The organism is Pseudomonas quasicaspiana, from assembly GCF_021147825.1.
GTDB classification, from domain to species: Bacteria; Pseudomonadota; Gammaproteobacteria; order Pseudomonadales; family Pseudomonadaceae; genus Aquipseudomonas; species Aquipseudomonas quasicaspiana.
This window is the reverse complement of record NZ_JAGTPI010000080.1, coordinates 1-23,815: the sequence shown is the minus strand read 5'-3', so window position 1 is coordinate 23,815 and position 23,815 is coordinate 1. Positions and strand designations below refer to the sequence as shown.

The 23,815-nt window shown below is 58.9% G+C and carries 21 protein-coding genes and 1 pseudogene; 15 read left to right on the top strand and 7 right to left on the bottom strand.

What is annotated here, in order from left to right; translation table 11 throughout:
• Positions 1 to 157 precede the first annotated feature (157 nt).
• The 3 genes from ada to copC form a co-directional block, all read right to left on the bottom strand.
• A complete protein-coding gene (gene ada, locus KDX30_RS27205) occupies positions 158 to 1,270 on the bottom strand; it encodes a bifunctional DNA-binding transcriptional regulator/O6-methylguanine-DNA methyltransferase Ada (RefSeq protein WP_264760401.1) in 1,113 nt (370 codons plus the stop codon).
• An 87-nt stretch (positions 1,271 to 1,357) separates the two neighbouring features.
• Positions 1,358 to 2,230 (bottom strand): copper homeostasis membrane protein CopD, encoded by an 873-nt coding sequence (copD, locus tag KDX30_RS27200; RefSeq protein WP_231678016.1) that lies wholly within the window; start codon positions 2,228 to 2,230, stop codon positions 1,358 to 1,360.
• A 3-nt stretch (positions 2,231 to 2,233) separates the two neighbouring features.
• On the bottom strand, positions 2,234 to 2,623 hold the full coding sequence (copC, locus tag KDX30_RS27195) for a copper homeostasis periplasmic binding protein CopC (RefSeq protein WP_027898553.1): 390 nt from the start codon (positions 2,621 to 2,623) through the stop codon (positions 2,234 to 2,236).
• A gap of 787 nt (positions 2,624 to 3,410) precedes the next feature.
• Between copC and KDX30_RS27190 the strand changes: the two genes are divergently transcribed.
• The 10 genes from KDX30_RS27190 (at position 3,411) to KDX30_RS27145 (ending at position 15,747) form a co-directional block, all read left to right on the top strand.
• A complete protein-coding gene (locus KDX30_RS27190) occupies positions 3,411 to 3,803 on the top strand; it encodes a cupin domain-containing protein (protein WP_231667455.1) in 393 nt (130 codons plus the stop codon).
• Positions 3,796 to 5,295, top strand: a complete 1,500-nt coding sequence (locus tag KDX30_RS27185) for a methionine--tRNA ligase (protein WP_231667453.1) — start codon at positions 3,796 to 3,798, stop codon at positions 5,293 to 5,295. Before KDX30_RS27190 ends, KDX30_RS27185 begins: the two co-directional genes overlap by 8 nt.
• A 15-nt stretch (positions 5,296 to 5,310) precedes the next feature.
• Positions 5,311 to 6,447, top strand: a complete 1,137-nt coding sequence (locus KDX30_RS27180) for an NAD(P)/FAD-dependent oxidoreductase (RefSeq protein ID WP_231678015.1) — start codon at positions 5,311 to 5,313, stop codon at positions 6,445 to 6,447.
• Positions 6,444 to 7,412, top strand: coding sequence for an ABC transporter substrate-binding protein (locus KDX30_RS27175; RefSeq protein WP_231678014.1), 969 nt, complete (start codon positions 6,444 to 6,446; stop codon positions 7,410 to 7,412). Before KDX30_RS27180 ends, KDX30_RS27175 begins: the two co-directional genes overlap by 4 nt.
• A 31-nt stretch (positions 7,413 to 7,443) precedes the next feature.
• Positions 7,444 to 8,760 carry a SidA/IucD/PvdA family monooxygenase gene (locus KDX30_RS27170; RefSeq protein WP_231678013.1) on the top strand — a complete coding sequence of 439 codons (1,317 nt, stop codon included), beginning with the start codon at positions 7,444 to 7,446 and terminating at the stop codon, positions 8,758 to 8,760.
• 10 nt (positions 8,761 to 8,770) lie between these two features.
• Entirely contained in the window at positions 8,771 to 10,780 is a 2,010-nt protein-coding gene (sbnA, locus tag KDX30_RS27165) for a 2,3-diaminopropionate biosynthesis protein SbnA (protein WP_231678012.1), read from the top strand.
• Positions 10,781 to 10,791: 11 nt separating this feature from the next.
• Positions 10,792 to 12,528 carry an FAD/NAD(P)-binding protein gene (locus tag KDX30_RS27160; RefSeq protein ID WP_231678017.1) on the top strand — a complete coding sequence of 579 codons (1,737 nt, stop codon included), beginning with the start codon at positions 10,792 to 10,794 and terminating at the stop codon, positions 12,526 to 12,528.
• 46 nt (positions 12,529 to 12,574) lie between these two features.
• Positions 12,575 to 13,207, top strand: coding sequence for a LysE family transporter (locus tag KDX30_RS27155; protein WP_122704826.1), 633 nt, complete (start codon positions 12,575 to 12,577; stop codon positions 13,205 to 13,207).
• A gap of 228 nt (positions 13,208 to 13,435) precedes the next feature.
• The gene (locus tag KDX30_RS27150; protein WP_231678011.1) at positions 13,436 to 14,590 is read left to right on the top strand and encodes an iron-containing alcohol dehydrogenase; all 1,155 of its coding nucleotides are present in this window, start codon (positions 13,436 to 13,438) and stop codon (positions 14,588 to 14,590) included.
• Positions 14,587 to 15,747: a serine hydrolase domain-containing protein gene (locus KDX30_RS27145; RefSeq protein ID WP_231678010.1), complete on the top strand. Its 1,161-nt coding sequence runs from the start codon at positions 14,587 to 14,589 to the stop codon at positions 15,745 to 15,747. The genes KDX30_RS27150 and KDX30_RS27145 overlap by 4 nt, the downstream gene beginning before the upstream one ends.
• Here the strand turns inward: KDX30_RS27145 and ftrA are convergent.
• Positions 15,734 to 16,687 carry a transcriptional regulator FtrA gene (gene ftrA / locus KDX30_RS27140; protein WP_027902353.1) on the bottom strand — a complete coding sequence of 318 codons (954 nt, stop codon included), beginning with the start codon at positions 16,685 to 16,687 and terminating at the stop codon, positions 15,734 to 15,736. The genes KDX30_RS27145 and ftrA overlap by 14 nt on opposite strands.
• 133 nt (positions 16,688 to 16,820) lie before the next feature.
• On the opposite strand from ftrA, the gene KDX30_RS27135 reads away from it, so the two are divergent.
• The 4 genes and pseudogenes from KDX30_RS27135 (at position 16,821) to KDX30_RS29605 (ending at position 19,388) form a co-directional block, all read left to right on the top strand.
• Positions 16,821 to 17,426, top strand: a complete 606-nt coding sequence (locus KDX30_RS27135) for a DJ-1/PfpI family protein (RefSeq protein ID WP_027902354.1) — start codon at positions 16,821 to 16,823, stop codon at positions 17,424 to 17,426.
• A 349-nt stretch (positions 17,427 to 17,775) separates the two neighbouring features.
• A complete protein-coding gene (locus KDX30_RS27130) occupies positions 17,776 to 18,087 on the top strand; it encodes a helix-turn-helix domain-containing protein (RefSeq protein WP_231667441.1) in 312 nt (103 codons plus the stop codon).
• On the top strand, positions 18,057 to 18,629 hold the full coding sequence (locus tag KDX30_RS27125) for a LysR family transcriptional regulator substrate-binding protein (RefSeq protein ID WP_231678009.1): 573 nt from the start codon (positions 18,057 to 18,059) through the stop codon (positions 18,627 to 18,629). Before KDX30_RS27130 ends, KDX30_RS27125 begins: the two co-directional genes overlap by 31 nt.
• A 515-nt stretch (positions 18,630 to 19,144) precedes the next feature.
• A pseudogene (locus KDX30_RS29605) lies at positions 19,145 to 19,388 on the top strand (hypothetical protein).
• A gap of 259 nt (positions 19,389 to 19,647) precedes the next feature.
• Here KDX30_RS29605 and KDX30_RS27120 read toward each other — a convergent pair.
• The 3 genes from KDX30_RS27120 to KDX30_RS27110 form a co-directional block, all read right to left on the bottom strand.
• The gene (locus KDX30_RS27120; RefSeq protein WP_231678008.1) at positions 19,648 to 20,547 is read right to left on the bottom strand and encodes a hydroxymethylglutaryl-CoA lyase; all 900 of its coding nucleotides are present in this window, start codon (positions 20,545 to 20,547) and stop codon (positions 19,648 to 19,650) included.
• Between the two features lie 40 nt (positions 20,548 to 20,587).
• A complete protein-coding gene (locus KDX30_RS27115) occupies positions 20,588 to 20,977 on the bottom strand; it encodes a MerR family transcriptional regulator (protein ID WP_027899355.1) in 390 nt (129 codons plus the stop codon).
• A 256-nt stretch (positions 20,978 to 21,233) separates the two neighbouring features.
• Positions 21,234 to 22,163 carry a LysR family transcriptional regulator gene (locus KDX30_RS27110; protein ID WP_099271295.1) on the bottom strand — a complete coding sequence of 310 codons (930 nt, stop codon included), beginning with the start codon at positions 22,161 to 22,163 and terminating at the stop codon, positions 21,234 to 21,236.
• Positions 22,164 to 22,335: 172 nt separating this feature from the next.
• Here KDX30_RS27110 and KDX30_RS27105 point away from each other — a divergent pair, with 172 nt between their 5' ends.
• The gene (locus KDX30_RS27105) at positions 22,336 to 23,559 is read left to right on the top strand and encodes an acyl-CoA dehydrogenase (RefSeq protein WP_231678007.1); all 1,224 of its coding nucleotides are present in this window, start codon (positions 22,336 to 22,338) and stop codon (positions 23,557 to 23,559) included.
• Positions 23,560 to 23,815: the final 256 nt, after the last annotated feature.

The following is a 23,815-nucleotide window of genomic DNA, read 5'->3' as shown; positions in this document are numbered from 1 at the left end:
CCCCGCTGTGGTACACAAAACCCGCCCCCTCCCGGAGTGAGCTTGCTCGCGATAGCGTCAGGCCAGGCGGTAATTTCTCAACGGGTCTACCGCTATCGCGAGCAAGCTCACTCCTACAGGGGCCGGTGTTTGGAGCGCAATAGCGGTGTCCTGCGGATCACTGGCTTTCTTTGAACGACAGCGCAGCACCAGGTTCTTGTGCCAGTTCAATCTCCCGATCCAGCAACTGCTGCTTGCGCTCAACGCCCCATCGATACCCTGAAAGACCGCCGTCGCTGCGCACCACTCGATGGCAGGGAATGGCCACTGCCAGTTGGTTGGCACCGCAGGCCATAGCCACTGCACGGAAGGATTTCGGGGCGCCGATGCGCTGAGCGATTTGCGCATAACTGGCGGTGCTGCCAGGCGGAATGTCTTTGAGCGCCAGCCACACCCGCTGTTGAAACGCCGTGCCCCGCATGTCCAGCGGAAGGTCCAGACCCAGGTTCGGCGACTCTATAAAGCCCACCACATTGGCGATCATCTGCTCGAAGTCATCGTCCGCACCGACCAATGTGGCCTGGCGAAATTGATCCTGAAAGTCCCGCACTAAAACTTCCGGATCATCGCCAAGCAGAATGGCGCAAACGCCGCGCTGACTTTGAGCCACCAGAATCGAGCCTAATGAGCACTCACCGATGGCGAAGCGAATCTCTGTGTCGTTACCGCCCTGACGATACTGGGCCGGTTTCATGCCGAGCAGCGCATCCGATGCAGCGTAAAAACGGCTGCTGGAGTTGAAACCTGCATCGTACAGCGCGTCGGTGATCGAGCCGCCCGAGCTCAGTTGCTGGCGTATCCTTTTTGCTCGATGCGCATCGGCGTAAGCCTTGGGTGTCAGGCCGGTGACGGTTTTGAACACCCTGTGGAAGTGGTACGGACTTAGCCCCGCATCCTGCGCCAGCGCCTTGAGGCTGGGCGCCGACTCAGCCTGTTCAATGCAGCGACAAGCGCTGGCCACCAAGGCGGCATGCTGTTGAGCAACGTGGCTTTGGTCGGCGGCTATGCGTTTGCTGGGCCGATAACCGGCCGCTTCCGCCTGCTCCGGGTTATCAAAAAACACCACATTGTCCGGGTTGGGCAGTCGCGACAGGCTGCTCGGGCGGCAATACACGCCGGTTGTCCGCACGCCATAGACAAACTGCCCGTCAGCCGACGCATCCCGGGCCAGCACTGAGAGCCAGCGCGGATCATTTTCAGTGGCCGAAGAGGACGATCTGTTGCGAATCATGAGCCGATACCTTGCACCGATACAATGAGTTCCAGCTTATGCAGTGGCCGAAGAGGCTGCACTCCGAGTCTTGCGGTCAAACTCGACCTATTCGGCAAGCATCGGCGGCAATGTTCCCAGCAGTGACACCGCCGCCAGTGCAGCCATGCCAAACAGGCATTCGACCACGATGCTGACTCGCACAATGTCGAGGCGTAAGACGTGGCGACTGAGCATCAACCTGTTGAACAGGGCCAGCGCCAACATGCACAACACCATGCTCACTTTGACGGCGAGCACCAGACCGAAGCCGGAAAAAGCCGGTGCAGGCCATGGTGCGCCACTCATGACGCGGACGTTGATCAGTCCTGTCACGATGATCAGCGCCACCATGAAGTATCCAAACCCGCCAAAACGCAGCAGGACGGCCCTCATATCAATTTCCGCGTCGCGGCCCTGCACCAATAGCAACATCAGCAACAGGCAAAGGCCACCCAGCCAGGCGCCGACCGAGAGCAGGTGAACGAACTGATTAAGGATCAACATCCCGCCATAGACGCCGTCGAACATCGCCACATGCCCAACAGGGGCCAATGTAGCCAGAAGCAGGGTTGCGAGTAGCAGGCGCAATGTGGGAGGCGGGCTACCCGGCTTGAGCAGCAGCGCCAGCAACAGAAGATTCAGCCCCATATGCCAGGCCCAGAACTTGCCGAATGATGTGTGGCTCAGCACCAGCAGCAGGGTCTGTGGGTCAACGCTCTGCGCCCAACTGCCTGCCATGCTCGCGGCGGTCAGCATCAACCAGACAATGGCGCTGATCAGTGCTGACCCGGCAAGCCAGCGCATCACCCGATTGGGCAGCAGATGTTTACCGCGCGCGAGTCGCGAGCGCAGCAACAGGTCGTGGGACAGGTACATTCCGAACAGCGCCAACAGCACCCAAAAGTGCACAAAACGACACAGGATGAGTGCGCTCTGCATGGATCAGGGGCTGACAGTAAAACTGTAGCTGCCTTCACTTTTGTGGGTATCAACCGAGACGGCGTGCCATTCAACCTTGTAGTCGCCCGCAGCCAAAGGTGCTGCGGGTGTCACGATCAGGGTTTTCTTGTCTGCCGGATCGGTGGCGATAGCCGGAACCGGCTCAACCATGTTTTTTCCGCTTTTTGCGGTTGAGGTGATGGTGACCTTGGTGAATTTCTCTTCGACACCTTCCGAGAATTGCAGGCGCAGCTCTTTTGGGCTGGTGACAGTGCTTTTGGCTGCGGGCAGTTGACTCTCAAGATGCGCGTGAGCCGAAGCGTTTGCAGCCACGGTCAGGGATGCGAGAACGGTAAAGGTCGTGAGGATGTGCTTGAAGCGTTGGGCAGACATCAAAAATTACCTGTATGCGGAAGCTGAATGTGCGCTTTGAATCGGCAGTCGAGGGGCTAATAGACCAGAAACTGCCGTGCGACTCCAGTGCTGAGCACCACATCAGGGCAAAACCCAAAAAAAAGCCACCGCACAAAAAGTGAGGTGGCTGAAAGTCTTAACCAAAGGAGTGATGAAGCGGGAGCATCAATCTGGCGCTTTCTGATGCGGAGTCAGAAAACGATTGAAACATGTTCTTCATCGCCGCCAACACTAACACCGGCCGGAAGATTCGGACTATTACGAAAGTTGATAGTGACTATTATCGGTTTTGCATGATGGCTCTTCGGTGAGGTTTATTGCAGTTCCGATCATTGAAGAAAATCTCTACAACAAGATTCTTTCATGTCAATAGTACTGATGCTCAGTATATTTCATAGTGTTTCTAACTAAGTAGATTAGCTCCACATAAAAATCGCATGTTCCCAATCCTCATATGTCCCGAATTTGTCTGAGACCTGTAGGAGCGCACGAGCCCCGCGAGGCCGCGATGGCGGTGTATCAGAAAGAACGCCATTGCGGCCTCGCGGGGCTCGTGAGCGCCTACAGAAAAGCATTCTGATAGTTGCATTGTTTGATAAAATCTAACCCATGTAGATAACGATAAAAACCTCGCTCGAAGCGCGACCCTGTCGCCCTGAAAATCTAAAAATTCGATACGCAGCTGTTGTTATATCAATGGATCCGATAGCCACTTTTCGTCGTCGATAGCATGCTCCTGGCCATCAATTAGCCACGGAGGCTGAACATGCAGAAGTTCGAAATACTTCGACAAACCCGCTTCGATAATCTCGTCCATGAGTACGGCCTGGACGGCAGTCGCTTGCTGCCATGGGCGGGCTATCCCATGCCGTTCGCCGGGGGCTGGTGCGTCGTCCGGCCTGGAACAAGCAGTGAAGCGCATACCCAGATCGATCAGGAAATCTTCATCGCCATCAAAGGCCGGTCGCGACTGATCGTGGGCGAGCGTGAGCTGGAGTTCGGCGTGGGCGATATCGCGGCGATTCCGAAACACACCAATCACTACATCATCAATGACTCGCAAGAGGACTTTCACTTCTACGTGGTCTGGTGGGACATGAACTACGTCAATGACTTCGTCGCGCAGCACAGCGAAACCACGGGGTGCCTGAATGACTAGGTTCGTTGTCACCATCACGCCGCCGACACCCAATGGGGACCTGCACATCGGGCACATCGCCGGGCCTTTTCTCGGGGCGGATGTGTTCACCCGGGTCCAGCGCCAAAAGGGTCACGATTGCGTACTGGTTTCCTACTCCGACGATTACCAGTCGTACATGCTGCGAAAAGGGCTGGAGCAGGGCGTGGATCCGGTGGAACTGGCCGGCCGCAATTCCGACCGGATTGAAGCGTCGCTGGCGGCGATTAATATCAGACCCGACAACTGGATGCGGCCCCACGGTAACGCGTTCTTCGCTGATGCGGTGCGAGAGGTTTTTGACAAGGCCCGTGAGGCGGGTGTTATCGAATTTCGTGACTCCAGCGAAGCGTACTGCCCGGATTGTGACGTCTGGGGCTATGAAGCATTCGCTCGTGGTATGTGTAACTACTGCGGTGCCGAGTCCGATGCCAGCCAGTGTGAAAACTGCGCTCAGGCTCCCGACTCCGAACTGATGACCGGACTGCGTTGCAAGCTCTGCAGTGAGCCGGTTCAGTGGCGCAACAGCCATCGGGCATTCCTCAAGCTGGCGCAGTTCAAGCCCGCGTTACGCGACAGCCTGCTCAATCGCAAATGGCGCAAACCGCTGGACAGCTGGCTGCCCGAGACGCTCGAACATCTGCACGACTGGGGCGTGACACGACCCGGCGACGCGGGGCTGGATCTGGCCGAAGGTGATTCGTGCCGGGTACACACCTGGTTTATGGGGCTGGCCGGTTACATGGCCGCGTTCCGCGAACATGCCGCTCAGACAGCCGAACCTCAACTGTTCCAGCAGTACTGGCAATCGGGGCAGGGCACGCTGGTGCATTTTCTCGGTTTCGACTGTGTGTTCAGCCACGCGGTGGTCTACCCGGCCTTATTGTCGGTGCTGGACGACCTGCAAATCCGCCAACATTTCATGCCCAACCAGTTCCTCAAGCTTGATGGCCTGAATCTATCCACCAGCCGCAACCATGCGATCTGGGTCGCCGATCTGGCCCGGCAGGCCTGTGCCGACAGCGCTCGGTTGTATCTGGCGAGCATTGCGCCGGAGGAATGCGAAGGCGATTTCCGTCTGCAGCATTTCCTGCTCTGGCGCGAAGGTCTGTTTGGCGAGTTTTTCCCTGCGTTGCTTGAGACTGGTGCGCAGCAGCGCGGCAGTTGGTGGAGTGGCATGTGTGGACCTGACGCCGGATTGCTCGAAGCGCTGCGGCTGCAATGGATCAAGGCCACCCAGCCGGAACAGTTCTCCATGAAAACCATGGCGAGCGTGCTCCTCGACGTTATTGCCATCGCCCGTATCCGTCTGGGCGAAGGGCGCCCGGTCAGCCACTTCGCGGCGTTCATCGCGGTCACCGGCCAGGCGCTGATCCCCGACACGGCAGCACGCATCGTCGAGTCATTCGAGCTGCCGCTGGACAGGGTCAGCGCAACGATTCTCACCGGCTCGGCCGCTGAATACTGCATTTGAACGGACGCACACCTCATGTTGATGGACTATGACGTCGCAGTAATCGGCGCGGGCATTGTCGGCGCCAGTATTGCGGCCCGGCTAAGCACCGCCGGGCTGGCTGTGGCCTTGATCGATAAGGGCGCCGCAGGCGCTGGCGGAGCGAGTGCGCTTTCCGGCGGACTGGTGCGGCTGTATGACCCCGATCCACTGTTGATGGACCTGGCTGCTTTTTCCATCGGCCTGATGGACGACGGTATTTTCGCCAACACATACGCCCGGGCCTTGCGGCGCAGCGGCGCCATTTATCGTGCTGCGCCTGAACAAATGGACCACCTTTGCCGAGCCATTGAGCAACACGCCAGCCCCCGTTATCCCATGCGCCTGATTGCCTGTCGCGAACTGGATGGCGTGCAGTTTCCACGTTGCCCGGATCAGGCGCGGGTCAATCTGTACGAGCCGCATGCCTGCATCGGCAATGCGCGGCTGGCGACGCAACTGCTGGCAGATGTCGTGCGGCGCAATAGCCTGTTGCTGGAGCACTGCGAAGTGCGCGCTATTGATTGCAAATCACCTCGCGAGGTCCATATACGGCTGGACGAAAGCACTCTGCGCTGTCGTGCGGTAGTTGTGGCGGCCGGTGGCTGGAGTCGGCAATGGATACCGGGTCTGCAACTGGAAACCCGCTCCATTCCGCTGGCCCGGGTGCTGACCGACACAGAATGCGGCATGCCGCTGATTGATGCCGTCAGCCAGAGTTACCTGATCCCTCTGACCCGTCAGGTGATGCAGACCGGCTGTGGCTTTCGCGACACGCAGCAATCCCCGGATGATCTGCCACCCACCGACCTGCGCAATCGGCAAAACGCTGTTGAGCGGGTGCGCCAGCTCACCGGCTGCATCCACCCTGAGGTGCTTGACGTGCTGCCGGGGTTTGACAGCTACAGCCCTGACGGTCGCCCGCTGCTGGGCTTTGTCGGGGAAGACAGTCCGGTGTTCCTCGCCAGTGGCATGTGCGGCCTGGGCTTCAAGTTCGCTCCGGGCATCGCCCAGATAGCTTTTGAGCAGATGCAAAGCCACCTGCTGGGTCAGGAAGCCAGCGCCGGCTGGTCGGCACTTTGTCCGAGGCGTGCCATGCAACATGCAGACGTTGTCGCTGGAGTGCAGCCATGACGATGCTCAAAGTCGGCGTGTCTGCCTTGTTTGACCCGGCGGACACGCCCCACGCGAGAACCTTTCTGCGGGCGATGTGCGTAGCGCGAAACTTCATACCTGCGCTGGCTCAGGTGCAGTGGCATTTCCTTGATGACGGCGCCAATCGTGTGCGTGCCGAGCAGGTCGCGGAGCATATGGTGGCCGCCGACGTCGATCTGATGATCGGCCATTTTTCATCCGACGCGGCGGTCAGCGCAGCGCCGGTTTATCGGCAATCGGGCATCCCGCTGCTGACCCCGGCGGCGACCATCGATTGCCTGACGCAAGACCATCACAACGTGTTCCGTTTTTGTCCGTCGGACCGACAACTGTCCAGGGATCTGCTCGGCTGGATCGCGGTTAAAGGCTGGCAGACCGTGCACATCAGCGCCGATCACAGCGCTCACGGACAAGCCCTTGCCAAGGGTATTGCCCGGGCTGCGCGGGATTACGGCATACACAAGACCGACGAGCGCGAGCAGGCGCAGGCGGAGGTATTTGCCGGTCGCCTGCGCAGCAGTCGCGAGCACTGGCAGCGACGTCGCGCCCAGGGCAGTCAGCGGCCGCTGATCCTGACCGATGACGCCGCTTCGCCCTATCTGGGCAACGCCGCTGCGGACGATTGCAACACCTGGGTAATCGGCTTCGGCAATGCCGAAACTGAAGCGCAGCCATGTCCGGGCACTTTGCAGTACACGGCGCTGTTCGGAACAGCCGCTGAAACGGCTCCTGAAACCTACTACCGGGAAAGCCTGCTTCTGTTCCATGTGCTGGGCGTATTGGCCAGCCGTAATTGGCGTCGAGCAGAGCTGCTTCATGCGCTCAATCACACCACCTTCAACACGCCGATGGGCGAGGTCAGTTTCGACCAGGGTGAGCGCCGGGGCGCATTTAACACCCTCTGGCGGGTTGGCCCTCAAGGGCTGCAAGCCATTTCCGAATAGCAACGCCTTAAACACTATGGATGGGACGCAAATGAGTGCATCAACAACAGGGGGCGTGCACGCAGACGCCGTGTGTATCGGCTTCGGCCCGGCAGGCATCGCGCTGTCGTGTGTCTTCGAAGACGCCCGCGATGCGGGTTCGCCGCTCGGTGAGCTTTCCGTACGTTTTCTTGAAGCCGCCCATGACACACAATGGCATCGCGAACTGCTGCTCAGCGGCACCGACATCAATCATCACGTGTTCCGTGATCTGGTCACGCCGCGCAATCCGCGCAGTCGCTTTTCGTTTGCCATGTACCTCAAGGATAAGGGCCGCCTGTTCGATTTCGGCCTGCTGGGTCGCCCGGCCAGCCGCCATGAATGGTCGGATTACCTGCGCTGGGTCTCGGCCCAGGTGGATGGTCAAACGCAGTTCAACGCGCCAGTCAGCGAAATCCTGCCGGTGATGGAGGAGGGACGCCTGAGCGCTGTGTGCGTCGAGACGCCGAATGGCTTTGTCGAAACCCGAAATATCGTGCTGTCCAGCGGCAGCGCGCCTGCCATCCCGGAACTGTTTCAGGGCCTGCTCGGCCCTACGCTGTTCCACACCTCGCAGTTTCTGACCCGCTTGCAGGCGTTCGGTGACTCATTGCCCAAACGCTGGCTGGTGGTCGGTTCCGGGCAGAGCGCCAGTGAGTCGGTGCTGGAGCTGATCGCCCGTGAGCGAAACCTCCTTGTACATTCGGCCCATCGGTCTGCGGGTTTCAAACTGACCCAGCTCGGGCAGTTCCCCAATCGGGTGTTCGCGCCGGATCACGTGGATTACTTCCACAGCCTGGACCCGGTCGCGCGCCAGCGTTTCCTGTGCTGGAGCCGTTCGACCAACTACGCCGGTATTGACCCGGACGAAAGCCAGAAGCTGTTCTCGTTGATCTACGAAGACGCCATCGCCGGCCGCCAACGCCTGCGTACCCATGCCTACAGCGAGATCCGCCAGGTGGAAAAAACCACTGATGGTTACCGGGTCACGCTGACAGACACCTTTAGCTTGCACAGTCAGGTGCTGGAGGTAGACGTGATCGTGCTGGGCACTGGTTATCAGCAACCTGTCATACCGCCGCTGTTGAGCAATTTGCAGCCGTGGCTCAAAGCCGATGTGGATGGAGGACTGGTGATTGATCGCGATTACCGCGTCGCCACCCAAGGCCAGTGCGACGTGAACGTGTGGGTCAATGGACTCTCCGAACGCAGCCACGGTATCAGCGACAGTCAGTCGTTTTCGCTGATGGCATTGCGCGCCGAGCGTATCGCGCTGGGCCTCGAACGCGCCGTGCAGGCGCAAACCCTTGAACCGCTGCTGACGGAATGACGTGACCCTCATGTACAACAATATTTCCGAAATCGTTCACGACCAGACGTTTCTCAAAGTAGCGGGGATCGGGCCTGAGTTCTTTTTAAAAATGGAGTCGCTGAATCCTGCGGGCTCGATCAAGCTCAAGACGGCCGTCGGCCTGGTCGATGATTTGCAGAGCCGGGGTCAGATCAACGCGGACACCGTGCTGATCGAATCCTCGTCGGGCAATCTGGGGGTGGCGCTGGCGATGATCTGTGCCGAGCGCGGCATCAGGTTCACGTGTGTAGTAGATCCCAACAGTTCCAATCACAACATCCGCCTGATGCAGACCTATGGGGCGGAGGTCATCCAGGTCGATGCGCTGGACGCCAACGGCGGATATCTCGGTACGCGCATCGCGCTGATCCGCCAGAAAGTCGCGGCTGACCCGCGCTACGTGTGGCTTAACCAATACGAAAACGCTGCCAATCCGCGCGCTCATGCCCGAACGACTGCGCAGTCCATCGGCCGCCACTTCGGCCATGTGGATTACCTGTTTGTTGGCGCGGGGACCACCGGCACCCTGATGGGCTGCGTGCAGTATTTTCGGCGTCACCACCCTGCGACGAAGATTGTGGCGGTGGACAGCGTGGGCTCGGTGACCTTTGATACGCCGCCCGGCAAGCGTTTCATTCCAGGCCTTGGGACGAGTCAGCGGCCGCCGATTTTCAATGCCGAAGGCATTCACTATCTGGAAATGGTCCCGGAAGAGCGGACCATTGCCATGTGCCGTTTATTGGCGCGCAGTAAAGGTCTGCTGGTGGGCGGTTCCACCGCGACGGTCATCGCGGCGGTGCATGCCTGGCGTGAGCGCATTGAACCGGGTTCGGTGGTCGTTGCGTTGTCGCCGGACTGGGGCGAGCGTTACCTCGATACCCTCTACGACGATCACTGGGTCGAGCAGCGTTTTGGCCGTCAGGTGTTGCAGATGACCCTGGATGACATGCCCATCGAGCCGTCCAGGACCACCGATTTGCACAGTGCACGTCTGAAGCAATCGGCCTTTCATGTGGTGGATGGCAAGACCGTTGCGCGGATTCTTGCCGAGGATCCAGTGGCTTGCATCGACGATGTCCAGCAGGCCTATCTGGAGCATCACGCCGGGCGCAGCATCAACCCCGACAGTTACTTTCTGCGCTTTCCCCTCGCAACGGCCAATCGCATTATCGCCCTGCCTGCCAGCCTGTCCGGTGAGCAACCGGTCAGTGGCATCAAGTGGATCTCCAGTTTCCCCGGCAACATTGAGTCCGGTCTGCAACGTGCCTCAGCGGTATTGATCCTCAATGATGCGCGCAGCGGTTATGCCTATGCCTGCCTGGAAGCGTCGCGGATCAGCGCCATGCGCACTGCGGCTTCAGCGGTGCTGGCGGCGCGCTGGCTGAACAGGCAGCAGCGCAGGATAGGGCGCTTGTCGGTGGTAGGGGCCGGGTTCATTGCCCGAACCATTCTCGACATGTTCGTCAGCGATGGTTGGCAGATCGAAGCGCTGGAGGTGTTCGACCTGCACAGCGATTCAGCTGCCGCACTGGTCGGTCACGCCACGGTTCAGCATGAGCTGGTCTGCCAGGCGGTGGACCTCGATAGCGCTTTGCAGGCGGACGTCGTGGTCTTCGCCACCACCGCGCTGAGCCCGTATGTCATTGAGCAGCGTTTTCGGCCTGAGCAGATCCTGCTCAATATTTCCCTGCGGGACCTGGGGCCGGACATCATCGCCCAGGCCAATAACATCCTTGACGACGTCGAGCATTGCCTCAAAGCCCAGACTTCGCCGGATCTGGCCGTTCAGCGCTATCAACACCGTGCTTTTATCACTGGCACCCTGGCGCAACTGATGCTGGGCGAGGTGGAAGTCAGCCCGGACCGGCTGACGATTTTCTCGCCGTTTGGCCTCGGTGTACTCGATCTGGCGGTGGGCAAGCGGGTCTATGACCGCGCAGTGGGGCAGGGCGCGGCATTGCCGGTGCCGGAGTTTTTCTTCGAATCGAAGCGCTGGTGATGACCATGCCAATGTTCATCGACGCTCAACGCATTGCCATCATCGGCATGGGCTCTCGCGGCCTCAGCGTGCTGGAGCAGCTGATCGGTGAGGCCCGACGGGTTCCGCACACGCCGCTGATGATCGATCTGTTCGACCCACAACTGCCCGGCAGCGGTCTGCATCTGCCGGAGCAGCCTGACTACTTGATGCTCAACACCATGGCGGGCCAGTTGTCCGGGTTTTCATCGGCGTACCCGGCCTCGGAGCCTGATGAAGCGCCGGGCCTGACCTTCCTGCAATGGTGCACCGCCAAGGGGCTGCGTCTGGATGAACGCGGTCACGTAAGCGTCAGCGGGAGCGGGCGGGCCATCGAGTTTGCTGACTTTGTGCCGCGCAAGCTGCTCGGCCGTTACCTGCGCGATTGCTATCGGTATCTGCTGACGCTTTGTCCGGCGCATGTGCAGGTCAAACATCGTCGCGACCGTGTCATTGGCTGTCGCCCGAATCCTGACGATCAAGGCTTTCACCTGGATACCGCTGACGGACTGCACCTTGAAGCCGAGGCAGTGTTTCTAACCACCGGACATGCGCCGCAACCGGATACAAATTGTGGTGCTAAACGCGTAGCGATTGAAGGTCTTGGCCTGAGTGCCATGGATCAGATCGCTCACCTGACCGAAGGTCGCGGTGGCCGTTTCGTTCGTGACGACGGCCAGAGCGCCTGGCGTTATCAGCCTTCGGGGCGGGAGCCGCAGATTTATCTGTTTTCCCGTTCGGGCCTGCCGTTTCATTGCCGGCCGCAAGGCAGGTCGTCCGCTTCGGTGACGCAACGGTTGTTCTTCACGGCGCAGGCCATTGTCGAACTGCGCGAACACAGTACAGAAGGGCGACTGGATTTCGCTGAACAGATTTTGCCGCTGATCGAAGACGAGATGCGCGCCGTTTTCTATCTGGCGAAGGTGCGCCTGCAACAACCTGAGCGGCTGGATCGCGTTAGCCAATCACTGCAAAGCGCGAACGGCACCAAAGCCCTGCGGGACGTTTATGCGGCATTGGCTGAGGAGTTTGGCCCGTTCGAGCCGCAGGACTATCTGAGCATTTGCGGTTGGCAAGGTGATCCGCAGCACTACCCGCAATGGTTTCGGCAATGGATTGCCTGCGATCTGGCGCGCGGCTCCCTGGGCGTTGATGCCAGCCCGCTCACACAAGCGCTGGAGGTCTGGCGTGATTGCCGAGACCTGTTGCGCCTGACCGCCGATCATGACGGCCTCAATGATCGCTCGACCCTTGAGTTCTTCGGCGCATGGGCGGGCCTTGGTAATCGGCTGGTCGGTGGGCCGCAGAAAGAACGGTACGAAGATTTGCTGGCGCTGCTGGATGCAGGCGTGGTCACGCCTTTAGCACCTGACAGCATCCACGCTATTGAAATCGACGAACTGATCAATGCCCGCAACCCCCATAGCGGCCTGAGCCAGAGCCATTCGCCTGTGATCAACGACATGCTGGCACAGGGGCTGATCAGGGCCGCGCATCCATACCCGGCTGACGGTATCGCGGTTGATGCCCAAAGCCGGGCGTTACGTCGTGACGGTTCAACCCACCAGCGCCTATGGGTGCTTGGACCCTGCGTCGAAGGCAGCACCTTTTACAACCATTACGTGCCAACGCCGGATCCAGCCTGCAAAGCGCCGCTGCAGGCGCGGATTGCGGTGCAGGCATGCCTTGCTGCGCTGCACGCCGAGGTCGAGAACCTGGCGGTGTATTAACCCGAAGCATCCACCTCTGTCCCATCACTGAAAAAGGATTATCTCCATGGTCGAGATCACTTTGCTGACCGCGCTCGCCGGCGCTTTTATCGTGCTGATCATCAGCCCCGGCCCGAACTTTCTGGTCATCACCCAGTTGTCCATCAGCCAGTCCCGGCAGCAGGGCATCTGCGCCGGGCTAGGCGTCGCGTCGGGCAGCATCATCTGGGCATTGCTGGCCTGCACGGGGCTGGGGCTGATGTTCCAGCAACTGCCTTGGGCGCAACCCGCTTTGCAGTTGCTGGGAGGCGCCTACCTGATCTGGCTGGGCAGCAAAAGCCTGCGCAATGCCGGGGCGCAACCCAAGCCGCGCAACATCGGCGAACTGGGTATTGGCAGCCTGGGGCGGGCGTACCGCTTCGGTTTGCTGACCAACATGACCAATCCCAAGGCACTGGCGTTCTACACCAGTGTGTTCACCACTGTATCGACTCCAGGCTTGCCGATGTGGGTGCGCACCGCCGGCGTTTCGATCATTGCCGTGCTGGCCATCTCCTGGTTCGTGTTGCTCGCCACCCTGTTTTCCATTCCCGCGGTGCAGGCGCGTTACCAGCGCATGAAAAAGGCCATCGACCTCACTACGGGTGTGTTCATGGTCGCGTTTGGTCTGCGCTTGCTGATTGGGTTGTGGCCTGTCTGATCCGCAACCTGCGCGACCCCCTATCAAACAAATCATGAATCACTGAATAGGTGCGATTTTTGTGGGAGCGGTGCTTGCCCGCGATAAGAGCACCGCGATTTACCCTTCAGACCGCGTCGCCCTTATCGCGGGCAAGCACCGCTCCCACACGGAACTGTGTTTGCTGCGCGACAGTGCGGTGTCAGGGGCACGGGGCAACTCTTATTGATTTGAACAAGGATGAACACCATGCAAAGCAATGATTGGCACTACCCGACCTCAATCCGGGTAGGGGCAGGACGGGTTCGGGAATTGGCCAGTGCCTGCGAAGCCAGCGGTATCCGTCGGCCCCTGCTTGTGACCGACCGTTTTCTCGGGGGCACTGACATGATCCAGCGTGCGCTGGCCGATTGCCGCAAGGCGCTTGGCATCTGCGGTCTGTTCGATCAGGTCAAAGGCAACCCGACCGGGACCAACGTCGCCGAAGGGCTGCAAGCCTACAAAGCAGGCAGCCATGACGGCGTGATTGCCTTCGGGGGCGGTTCGGCGCTGGATGCTGCCAAGGCCATCGCGTTGATGTCCGGTCAGACTCGCCCGCTGTGGGACTTTGAGGACATCGGCGAAAATCATCGGCGTGCTGATCCTGAGGGCATCGCTCCGATTATCGCTTTGCCTACCACGGCCGGGACCGGCTCGGAAGTCGGCCGGGCCTCGGTAATCACGGACGAACAGGCGCGGGTCAAACGCACCATCCTGCACATCCGGATGATGCCGCGAGTGGCGATTCTTGATGCTAACCTGACACTTGGCTTGCCCGCTGACCTGACCGCAGCAACCGGTGTCGATGCCTTGACCCACTGCATGGAAGCGTACTGCTCGCCGAAGTATCACCCCATGGCAGAAGCCGTTGCGGTGAAGGGCATGCAGATGATCAAGCAGTTCCTGCCTAGAGCGGTTGCCGATGGCAGCGACCTTCAGGCCCGGCAGGAAATGCTCGTCGCTTCCAGCCTTGGCGCAGCCGCCTTTCAGCGTGGGCTGGGCGGTGTACATGCGATTGCTCAGACGCTTGGCGCCCTGTATGACCATCATCACGGGTTGCTTAATGCGATCCTTCTGCCCTACGTGTTGCAAGCGAATCAATCGGTGCTGGGGCCGCAGATGGATGAGTTGGCGGTGGCGCTGGGTTTGACCCGGCCGGGCTTTAACGGGGTGATGGAGTGGCTGCTGACGCTGCGTGAGCAAATCAGTATTCCCCATACCCTTGGCGCGTTGGGTATCGACGAGCGTGACGCCGCGCTGGTGGGGCAGATGGCCTTTGCCGATGGCTGCTCGCACACCAATCCGATCCGCCATTCGGCTGAGATGTACACGCAGATTTTCTGTAATGCGGTGCGAGGCCGGTGATTATTGATGACGCAACGATCAAGCGCATTGACGATGTCTGGCATGGCGTCGTTGATGAGGGCCGGATTGTCGGTGGCGTGTTGCTGCTGGCGCAGGCGGGCGAGCTTCGTTATGCCTGCGCCCGGGGTTGGGCGGATCGTGAGGCTCTGAGGCCTATCACTCGCGATGAGCGTTTCAGGCTGGCGTCGCTGACGAAGCTGATCACTTCGGTCTGCATCCTGCGCTTACAGGAGCATGGCCTGTTATGCATCGACGATGCGGTGAACCGCTGGCTACCGGACTTCACGCCGAAACTGGCGGACGGCTCAGCGCCGATCATTTCGTTGCGCCATCTGCTGTCCCACACGTCTGGCCTGGCCTATGGGTTCGAATTGCCCGTCGGTAATGCCTACGAGCAGGCCGGCATCAGCGACGGGCTGGACCGTGTCGCTTTCGATCAGGCTGAAAACCTGCGACGGCTGGCGAGCATTCCTTTGCTGTTCAAACCAGGCGGTGCGTGGCGGTATTCAATCGCCACCGACGTGCTGGGAGTGGTCATTCAGCGTGCGACCGGCATGACGTTACCTGAGGCCATTGAGCATTGGGTCACCGGGCCGCTGGGGATGATCGCTACCGGGTTTCAGGAGGGTGATCCGCAAACCCTGGCGTGTGCCTACAAGGACGACGTCTGTTTGCCGGTATTGATCAATGGCAATGATGAGCTGCGTCTGGAAACAGGTCGAGCCAGCGTATCGGCTTATCGCAGCGGTGATCCACACGGCTGGCCATCGGCCGGGGCCGGGATGATCGGCAGCGCCGATGACTATATGCGTTTGCTGGAATGCTTGCGGCTCGGCGGCGCGCCGTTATTAGCCAAGGCCGCCACGTCCAGTCTGTTAAGCAATGCGATTGGCGAAGTGCAGATCGAGGGCAGGGGGCCGGGCTGGAAGTTTGGCCTCGGGCCCATGCTGTTGACCGATCCGCTTCAGGCCCAGCAGTTACAGGGGGCCGGAAGCTGGTCGTGGTGCGGGATTTACGGTTGCCATTATTGGGTCGACCCGCAAGCCGCGATCAGTCTGGTGGCGATGACCAACACTGCTGTGGCGGGTGCCTGGGGAGCATTTCCTGACGCGCTGATCGAAGCGATTTATGCGCCCCGAGCCATCAAGCCCTTGTGAATTGCTTACGGTAGCTGCTCGGGCTGACGCCGACGATGTTGCGGAAGTGGCGACGAAAAGACTCTTCGGAACCGAACCCGGCCACCTCCACGACTTCAGTCAGGCGCATGTTCGACGACTCGAGCAATTCCTTCGCGTAGGCAATGCGCTCGCCCAGCAGCCAGTCGTTGGGGGTCAAACCGGTGCTTTCCATGAAACTGCGATGCAGCGTGCGGGTGCTGACGGCTGCGTGATCCGCCATGTCCTTGATACTGTGCTGGCGTTGCAGGTCGCTGCGGATCCAGTCCATCAGCTTTGATATCGGGCCTTCGCTGGCAGAGACCAGCTGGCGCGAGGCGTATTGTGATTGACCGCCTTCACGGTGGGGCGGGATGACCATGCGCTGCGCGACCATGTTTGCGACTTTCGCGCCGTGATCGTTACGCACCAGATGCAACATCATGTCCAGGCCCGCGGCAGAACCCGCAGCGGTGACGATCTGGCCCTGATCGACATACAGCTCATTGGGCTGGATCGTCAGCTCCGGGTACATGCTGGCCAGCAGATCGGTATAGCGCCAGTGAGTCGTGACACGCTTGCCTTCGAGCAAACCCGCCGCCGCCAGGACAAATGCACCGGTACAGATCGAGCAGATGCGTGCGCCACGAGCATGCGCCGCCTGCAACTGAGCGATCAGCTTGGGAGGAACCTCGGATTCGACCCCGCGCCAGCCTGGCACGATGATGGTATCGGCGTTCTCCAGCAACACTTCACCGGGCGTCGGCACGATGGTAATGCCGCCTGCCGCCGTGATCTGGCCTTCATCCACCGGGAAGGTGGCGAACTCATACCAGGTGACACCCAGCTCGGGTCTTTTCAGGGCGAATACTTCAACCGTGCAGCCGAATTCGAAGGTGCACAGCTGGTTGTAGATGAGCGCGACGACAAGATGATTTTTCATGGCACGATGTTACCGGATATTGGCATTTCCGCCAGTAGTCCGGTGCAAATGTACTGGTTAACCTGAAGCCCTGAAATCAGGCGGTTGCCTAAACATTTGCCAGCGGTCGCCGGTGCGATCCAGGAGTACGTTCGTGTCTATCAACATCGGTATCTACGTCTACGACGACGTCGAAGTTCTCGATTTCGCAGGTCCTTACGAAGTCTTCACCACCGCGACGCGTATGCATTTGCGCAAAAGCCGCGATGACCGGGCGTTGTTCAACGTATTCACCATCGGCCGCACACTCGACCCGATCCGCGCCCGTGCCGGGCTGAAAGTCGATCCCGATTTCTCCATCGATGACCACCCGGTGATGGATTGCCTGATCGTGCCGGGCGGTGTGGTCAATGCCGAGCTGGAAAAGGCTGACGTGATCCACTGGATCAGCGGCCAGTCCGTACCGGAGCGCGTGGTGGCGGCAGTCTGCACCGGTGCCTTTCTGCTGGTCAAGACCGGCAAGCTGGCCGGTAAGCAAGTGACCACGCACTGGGAAGACATTGATGACCTTAAAGAGATGTTTCCGTCGGTCGATGTGCTTAGCACGTTGCGTTGGGTAGACGAGGGCGCTTTCGTGACCTCGGCGGGGATTTCTGCCGGCATCGACATGAGCCTGCACCTGGTGGAGCGCCTGCACAGCCGAGAGCTTGCCGAGCGTACTGCATTGCAACTGGATTTCGACTGGACCGAGAACGATTGATCTGACGGTGTCGACCGGGTCAGCGAGACGCATCCTTGCTTAGAGTTTTCCTGTCAAACAAGACACATGAATCACTGAATTCAAGTGCACCCCTGTAGGAGTGAGCTTGCTCGCGATAACGTCAGCTCAGCCGATAAATCCGGCGGTCACGAAACCGAATCGCGAGCAAGCTCACTCCTACATGTCCGTATTTGCTGCGCGATAGCGCGGTGCCATGGACACCGGGGCAGTTCCTGCATCTTCTATCCCCGCCTTTTTCCGCAACAAGCTGGCATAGCAGGTTTGTTGCACGCCACTATCTCCTCAACGCGCAGTCCAGAGCCTTCAACGCTTACAGAGTGCAAGAAAAATGAATACCCACTTCTTCAAAATCGTCCAGACCGTTGCTTCCCATGGCTCGTTTTCGGAAGCCGCTGCGATTCTGGGTTGCAGTCAATCGAACATCAGTTACGCCATCAAGGAAGTGGAAGACTATTTCAACAAGCGGCTTTTCATCCGCAGCCGGGCCGGGTGCGTCCTGACGCCGGAGGGTCAGGTCATCAGCCGTACGCTGGACAGTCTGTTGGCGACGCTTGAGCAGCTAAAAAAAGTCAGCTCAGCGGCAGTGTCACGGTTCATTACTGTAGCCATATGGACGAGACGTCTCTGGCGGCATGCGTAGAGGCGATGACCCGGCTGCATCCGGGGGTGCATTTGAATGTGGAGCATGGCAGCGAGCAGCATCCGACGCTGGATGTGTTGCGACGGGAGTTGGCGGATATTCTGATCCTGCCCACGACGACGCTTGATGAGTATCACGTTGAGCATGTGCGCTGGTCGGATGCTTATGTGTTGGTCGCTGCCCGAAGCCGTTTGCTGACTCCGCGGCCGTTTCACGAGTTGTGCGAGGGCGTGAGGTATGTGTCCTGGCGTCATGCGGGTGTGGAGCGGTTGCATGGGCAGTTGGCAGCCGCTCAGGTGCGCCTTAGTCATCGTGGGGAGTTGAGTTGTGTGGCGACGTTGCTGGATCTGGTTGGGAAGGGGCAATGTATGACGATTTTGCCCAGTCGCCTGATTCCGGACGATGGTGGTTTGTTCGAATGTGTCCGGTTGCCGGTGCAGGTGGAGCGCAGTATCAGTGTTATCGCCCGGCCGGGGTCGTTGTTGTCCAATGCGGCGAATGAGGTGATTGAGGTGCTGAAGCGGTTGCCGGTGGGGGATTAGGTTTCACTGGGTCGTAACTCAATTGTCGACGCGCGATTGCCTTGTAAACCCAGGTTCCTTGTGGAAGCGAATTCATTCACGAGGCGGCTGGTACATGCGCGGCCTATAGGTTAGTCGAAACATGCTCTTGATCTGCTCTTGATGTTGACCTTAAGCGCCCCGTTAAACCACGCCGGCCGGAATTCGATATTGCTGCGTGGGGTGAACCGGCAGGGATGCCGGTTTAGCCGCCTCAGGCCATGGATGGCCGGTGGCGGCGGCCCCACGCAGCAATGTCGGATTACGGGTATGCCGAGCGACAGCGAGGGACCCAGTGGTGGGGCAAGAGCCTTTTGCTTACTTTTGGGCTCCTTTCAAAAGTGAGGCGCTGTAAAAGCGCAACCAATATCAGCCTTTACGCGGAAACGGATATGTGAAGAGCATCTCGCGCTTCAATGGATACGGCCCAGTGGCCGCCCTCACCAAATCCCAGAAAGCACGAAAGGGAGCCTGGGCTCCCCTTCAAGGTTTTTTCGATGCTCTTTTTTGTTGTTGGGCGGCCTCTTGTTATTTTTGGTGGCCGTACCCTTGTCGCTGTTTTTAAGCGATCCCATTGGGGATCAAGAGCAAACGTATTTTTTTGAGCGCTGATGCGGCTTTTATCGTGTTGATCCAACCAGGTCTGGAGCTACCTCAGGGTAGTTTTGTTGTTCTCTGTCCGGTTGCGAGGATCTTTTCAAGGTCCTCAGAAAAGCTATCCACTCCAAAAAAATCTGTTAGCTGCGCCTCTGTCCGTGTTGTTCTTGTTATGTCAGAGCCGATACGTCTTGTTTTTATTGGGTTACTGCGCATTGTTATTTTTGTTGTACTGAAGATATAGCAGGAGGCGTGCCAGTTTTTTAAAGGCCTTTGAAATCAGGGGTATGGAGGAATTTGGGCGCTTTGGATTGAGTGAAAATCCTTGGCGACTGTTTCCGTGTTACCCGTTTTTTCCTGCTTACTGAGGTCAGGGTAACACTCTGTGACATCATGTCGCACCTTATGCCGACAGGCGTGCCTTGGCGACCTTCGAGCCGTTGACCTTGCCAAGGGCGTCGCAGATGCCTTGCCCGGCATTGATCAGCCGGTTCAGATTGACTCCGGTTTCGATCCCCAGCCCATCAAGCAGGTAGAGCACATCCTCGCTGGCAACGTTGCCACTCGCACCTTTGGCGTAGGGGCAGCCGCCCAGCCCGGCTACGGAGCTGTCGAATACGTGGATACCTTCCAGCAGGCTGGCATAGATGTTGGCCAAGGCCTGGCCGTAGGTGTCGTGAAAATGCCCGGCGAGTTTGCCCCGGGCGATGCGCCCCGCGACGACATCGAACAGCTCACGGGTTTTATCAGGAGTGCCGACACCAATGGTATCGCCGAGGGATATTTCGTAGCAGCCCATGCCAAGCAGCTCATTGGCGACTGCTGCGACTTGCGCGGGCGCGATTACGCCTTCATATGGACAGCCCAATACGCAGGAGACATAGCCGCGGACCTGCATGCCGTGCAAGCGTGCGGCTTCCATGATCGGGGCGAAGCGTTCCAGGCTTTCACTGATTGAACAGTTGATGTTGCGTTGCGAGAAGGTTTCGGACGCAGAGGCAAACACAGCAACTTCTCTGACGCCAGCGGCGAGGGCATCTTCAAAGCCGCGATAGTTTGGGGTCAGTGCGGCGTAGGTCACCTTGTCATTGCGCTGAATGCTGGCGAAGACTTCTGCCGAGCCCGCCATTTGCGGTACCCACTTGGGTGACACAAAGCTACCGACTTCGATGTAGGTCAGTCCGGTCGCTGACAGCTCATCCACCAGTTTTACTTTGTCCGTGACGCTGACAGGCCGCGATTCGTTCTGCAATCCGTCGCGAGGTCCCACCTCTACCAGGCGCACTCTTTCAGGTAATGGCATGTCTGGCTCCTTCTCGAATGACTCGAGAATAATTCTGCAATTATTTGATTTTTATTGTTTTACTCAGCTCCAGCTTGCAGCGTTCTTCAGCGGTATCCAGCTCCAGCTGCATGTGCTGGATATCCAGCAGTTGCTGTTCCAGCTGAATGCGGCGTTCGCTGATTTTGCCGAGCATGGTCTGCAGTTGTTTGTGGTTGCCGCCGGTAGGGTCGTACAGCTCGATCAGTTCTCTGCATTCGGCCAGAGAAAAACCGATGCGCTTGCCACGCAGAATGAGTTTGAGCGTCACTTTGTCTCTGGCCGAGTAGATACGCTCCAGGCCACGTCTTTCGGGGGCTAGCATGCCTTGCTCTTCGTAGAAACGGATCGCCCGGGTGGTGATGTCCAGCTCGCGGGCGAGATCGGAGATGCTGTAGGTCTGGCTGGTCATGTACGCGCTCGGCGGGAAAACAGAGGCTTAACCTAAGGTTCCCTTTACGTATACGTCAAGCAGGAAATACTGCAGGGCTTACTCAGCTCCATGGCTTGGAATGTATTTCTGTGTGAGCCGGGCTTGGCCGCGATAAACGATAACGCGGCGTGCCTTGCAACCGTGTCTCATGCATCGCGGGCAAGCACCGCTGCCACAGAAGATCGGCGTCTATTATTAGAAAGTGTTTAAATAACAAATGATTACCGTCTGACATTCAAGCCATCTCTAGCTTGTTCTCATGCGCCGTGACCTGCTGACACAGCTCGATGATCTGCTCGCGCATCCAGCGATTTGCCGGGTCCTGGTCAGTGCTTTCATGCCAGTACAGGTGCGTTTCCACCGCCGGAACGTCACATACCGGCAGCGGGAAGTAGCGCAGTTCATGACGTTTGGCGAAGCGTTCCGGCACGGTCATGACCATGTCGGTCTGCTGCAGTACTTGTGAAGCCATCAGGTAATGCTGTGAGCGCAGGGCCACTTTGCGCTGGATGCCCATTTTCCCCAACGCCAGGTCGACATAGCCGAGCCCGCTGCGACGGCTGGAAATATGAATGTGCGACGACGACAGGTAGTCATCCAGCTTGAAGGCTTCCTTGCTCGCCAAGGGATGCCCCTGGCGCATGGCACAGACGTATTTATCAGCCATCAGCTTGACGTGGCGTACCTGCGGGTCGGTGTTGAGCGGCGCATCTACGGCGAAATCAAGGCGACCGGCAGCCAGTTCTTTGGTCATCTCCCGACGCTTCGATAAGAAGCTTTCGATGGTCACCTGCGGTGCCTGGCGGCGCAGACGCTGAAACAGGGCGGGCAGGATCACCGCTTCAGTCAGGTCAGTCATGCTGATCCGGTAGTTTTTTACGGCCTGCAGCGGGTTGAATATCCGGCTTTCCTGCACCGAGACTCTCAATAGCGACAGCGCATTGCGCACCGGGCCAATGATGTTCTGGGCCATCGGCGTGGGCACCATGCCCTGGGCGGTGCGGACGAACAGCGGATCGTTGAAGGTTTCGCGAAGGCGGGCCAGCGCATTGGATACCGCGGGCTGAGTGATGCCGACGATTTGTCCGGCGCGGGTCAGGTTGGCTTCTGTGTAGATCGCGTCAAAGACAATGAAAAGGTTGAGATCGACCTTGCTCAGGTTCATGCCGTGCGCCTCTTGTGTTGTTCTTATTGTGTCGCTGCCTCAGGGGAGCGTTGCCCGATCATATATCGGTTATGAATGTTTATACACGCGGAGAATAGATTAGATAAATGTTGGTGGGCGGCCTAGCATCGTTACATGACCTTACAAACCTCACTCAGAAGGTAGTTGCCCCATGGATTTTGCCTACTCCCCGAAGGTTCAGGAATTGCGCGAACGCGTCGCGGCGTTCATGGATAACCACGTTTATCCCGCTGAGCCCATATTTGAGCAGCAAGTGGCTGAGGGCGACCGTTGGCAGCCTACGGCGATCATGGAAGAGCTCAAAAGCAGGGCCAAAGCCGAGGGTTTGTGGAATCTATTCCTGCCTGAGTCTGAGCTGGGGGCCGGTCTGACCAATCTGGAGTACGCGCCATTGGCAGAGATCATGGGGCGTTCATTGCTGGGGCCGGAGCCTTTCAATTGTTCGGCGCCTGATACCGGCAACATGGAAGTGCTGGTGCGCTATGCAAGCGAGGCGCAGAAAAAACAGTGGCTGGAACCGTTGCTGCGCGGGGAAATTCGCTCGGCTTTCGCCATGACCGAGCCTGATGTTGCCTCGTCGGATGCCACCAATATGGCCGCTCTTGCTGAGCGCCAGGGTGATGAATGGGTCATCAACGGGCGCAAGTGGTGGACGTCGGGTGCCTGCGATCCGCGCTGCAAGATTCTGATCTTCATGGGCCTGAGCAATCCCGATGGGCCGCGCCATGAGCAGCATTCGATGATCTTAGTGCCGACTGACACGCCCGGCTTGAAAATTGTCCGTCCATTACCCGTATTCGGTTACGACGATGCGCCTCATGGGCACGCCGAAGTCGTCTTCGAAAATGTTCGGGTGCCTTATGAGAACGTGCTGCTCGGGGAAGGGCGCGGCTTTGAAATAGCCCAGGGGCGGCTAGGACCGGGGCGTATCCACCACTGCATGCGCTCGATAGGCATGGCTGAACGTGCGCTGGAATTGATGTGTAAACGAGCAATCAGCCGGGAGGCTTTCGGGCGGCCGCTGGCGCGGTTGGGCGGCAATGTCGACAAGATTGCCGACTCGCGGATGGAGATCGATATGGCGCGCCTGCTGACATTGAAGGCGGCCTACATGATGGATACGGTGGGTAACAAGGTCGCAAAAAGCGAAATCGCCCAGATCAAGGTGGTGGCGCCGAACGTGGCGTTGAGGGTGATTGACCGGGCAATCCAGATTCATGGCGGTGCAGGGGTGTCCAACGACTTTCCGCTGGCTTATATGTACGCCATGCAGCGCACGCTACGCCTGGCCGACGGCCCGGATGAGGTCCACCGGGCGGCGATTGGCAAGTTCGAGATTGGCAAGTACGTGCCGAAGGAAATGCTGCGGGGCTGAGCTCAACTTTCATGCTGCAATTCTTGTGTACATATCCGTTACCGCTGTCACGGCTGATATTGGTTGCGCTTTTACAGCGCCTCACTTTTGAAAGGAGCCCAAAAGTAAGCAAAAGGCTCTTGCCCCACCACTCGGTCCCTCGCCTAGGCTCGGGATGCCCGCCCGCAGATCCTGAACCGTGGGCCGCCGCAACGGGCCATCCATGGCCCAATGCGGCTAACCCGGCGTCCTGCCGGGTTGCCCACGGTTCAGAATC

Coding starts and splice junctions, on each gene's coding strand:
- ada (WP_264760401.1), bottom strand. CDS start 1,270: ATGATTCGCAACAGATCGTCCTCTTCGGCCACTGAAAATGATCCGCGC.
- copD (WP_231678016.1), bottom strand. CDS start 2,230: ATGCAGAGCGCACTCATCCTGTGTCGTTTTGTGCACTTTTGGGTGCTG.
- copC (WP_027898553.1), bottom strand. CDS start 2,623: ATGTCTGCCCAACGCTTCAAGCACATCCTCACGACCTTTACCGTTCTC.
- KDX30_RS27190 (WP_231667455.1), top strand. CDS start 3,411: ATGCAGAAGTTCGAAATACTTCGACAAACCCGCTTCGATAATCTCGTC.
- KDX30_RS27185 (WP_231667453.1), top strand. CDS start 3,796: ATGACTAGGTTCGTTGTCACCATCACGCCGCCGACACCCAATGGGGAC.
- KDX30_RS27180 (WP_231678015.1), top strand. CDS start 5,311: ATGTTGATGGACTATGACGTCGCAGTAATCGGCGCGGGCATTGTCGGC.
- KDX30_RS27175 (WP_231678014.1), top strand. CDS start 6,444: ATGACGATGCTCAAAGTCGGCGTGTCTGCCTTGTTTGACCCGGCGGAC.
- KDX30_RS27170 (WP_231678013.1), top strand. CDS start 7,444: ATGAGTGCATCAACAACAGGGGGCGTGCACGCAGACGCCGTGTGTATC.
- sbnA (WP_231678012.1), top strand. CDS start 8,771: ATGTACAACAATATTTCCGAAATCGTTCACGACCAGACGTTTCTCAAA.
- KDX30_RS27160 (WP_231678017.1), top strand. CDS start 10,792: ATGTTCATCGACGCTCAACGCATTGCCATCATCGGCATGGGCTCTCGC.
- KDX30_RS27155 (WP_122704826.1), top strand. CDS start 12,575: ATGGTCGAGATCACTTTGCTGACCGCGCTCGCCGGCGCTTTTATCGTG.
- KDX30_RS27150 (WP_231678011.1), top strand. CDS start 13,436: ATGCAAAGCAATGATTGGCACTACCCGACCTCAATCCGGGTAGGGGCA.
- ftrA (WP_027902353.1), bottom strand. CDS start 16,687: ATGAAAAATCATCTTGTCGTCGCGCTCATCTACAACCAGCTGTGCACC.
- KDX30_RS27130 (WP_231667441.1), top strand. CDS start 17,776: ATGAATACCCACTTCTTCAAAATCGTCCAGACCGTTGCTTCCCATGGC.
- KDX30_RS27125 (WP_231678009.1), top strand. CDS start 18,057: ATGGACGAGACGTCTCTGGCGGCATGCGTAGAGGCGATGACCCGGCTG.
- KDX30_RS27120 (WP_231678008.1), bottom strand. CDS start 20,547: ATGCCATTACCTGAAAGAGTGCGCCTGGTAGAGGTGGGACCTCGCGAC.
- KDX30_RS27115 (WP_027899355.1), bottom strand. CDS start 20,977: ATGACCAGCCAGACCTACAGCATCTCCGATCTCGCCCGCGAGCTGGAC.
- KDX30_RS27110 (WP_099271295.1), bottom strand. CDS start 22,163: ATGAACCTGAGCAAGGTCGATCTCAACCTTTTCATTGTCTTTGACGCG.
- KDX30_RS27105 (WP_231678007.1), top strand. CDS start 22,336: ATGGATTTTGCCTACTCCCCGAAGGTTCAGGAATTGCGCGAACGCGTC.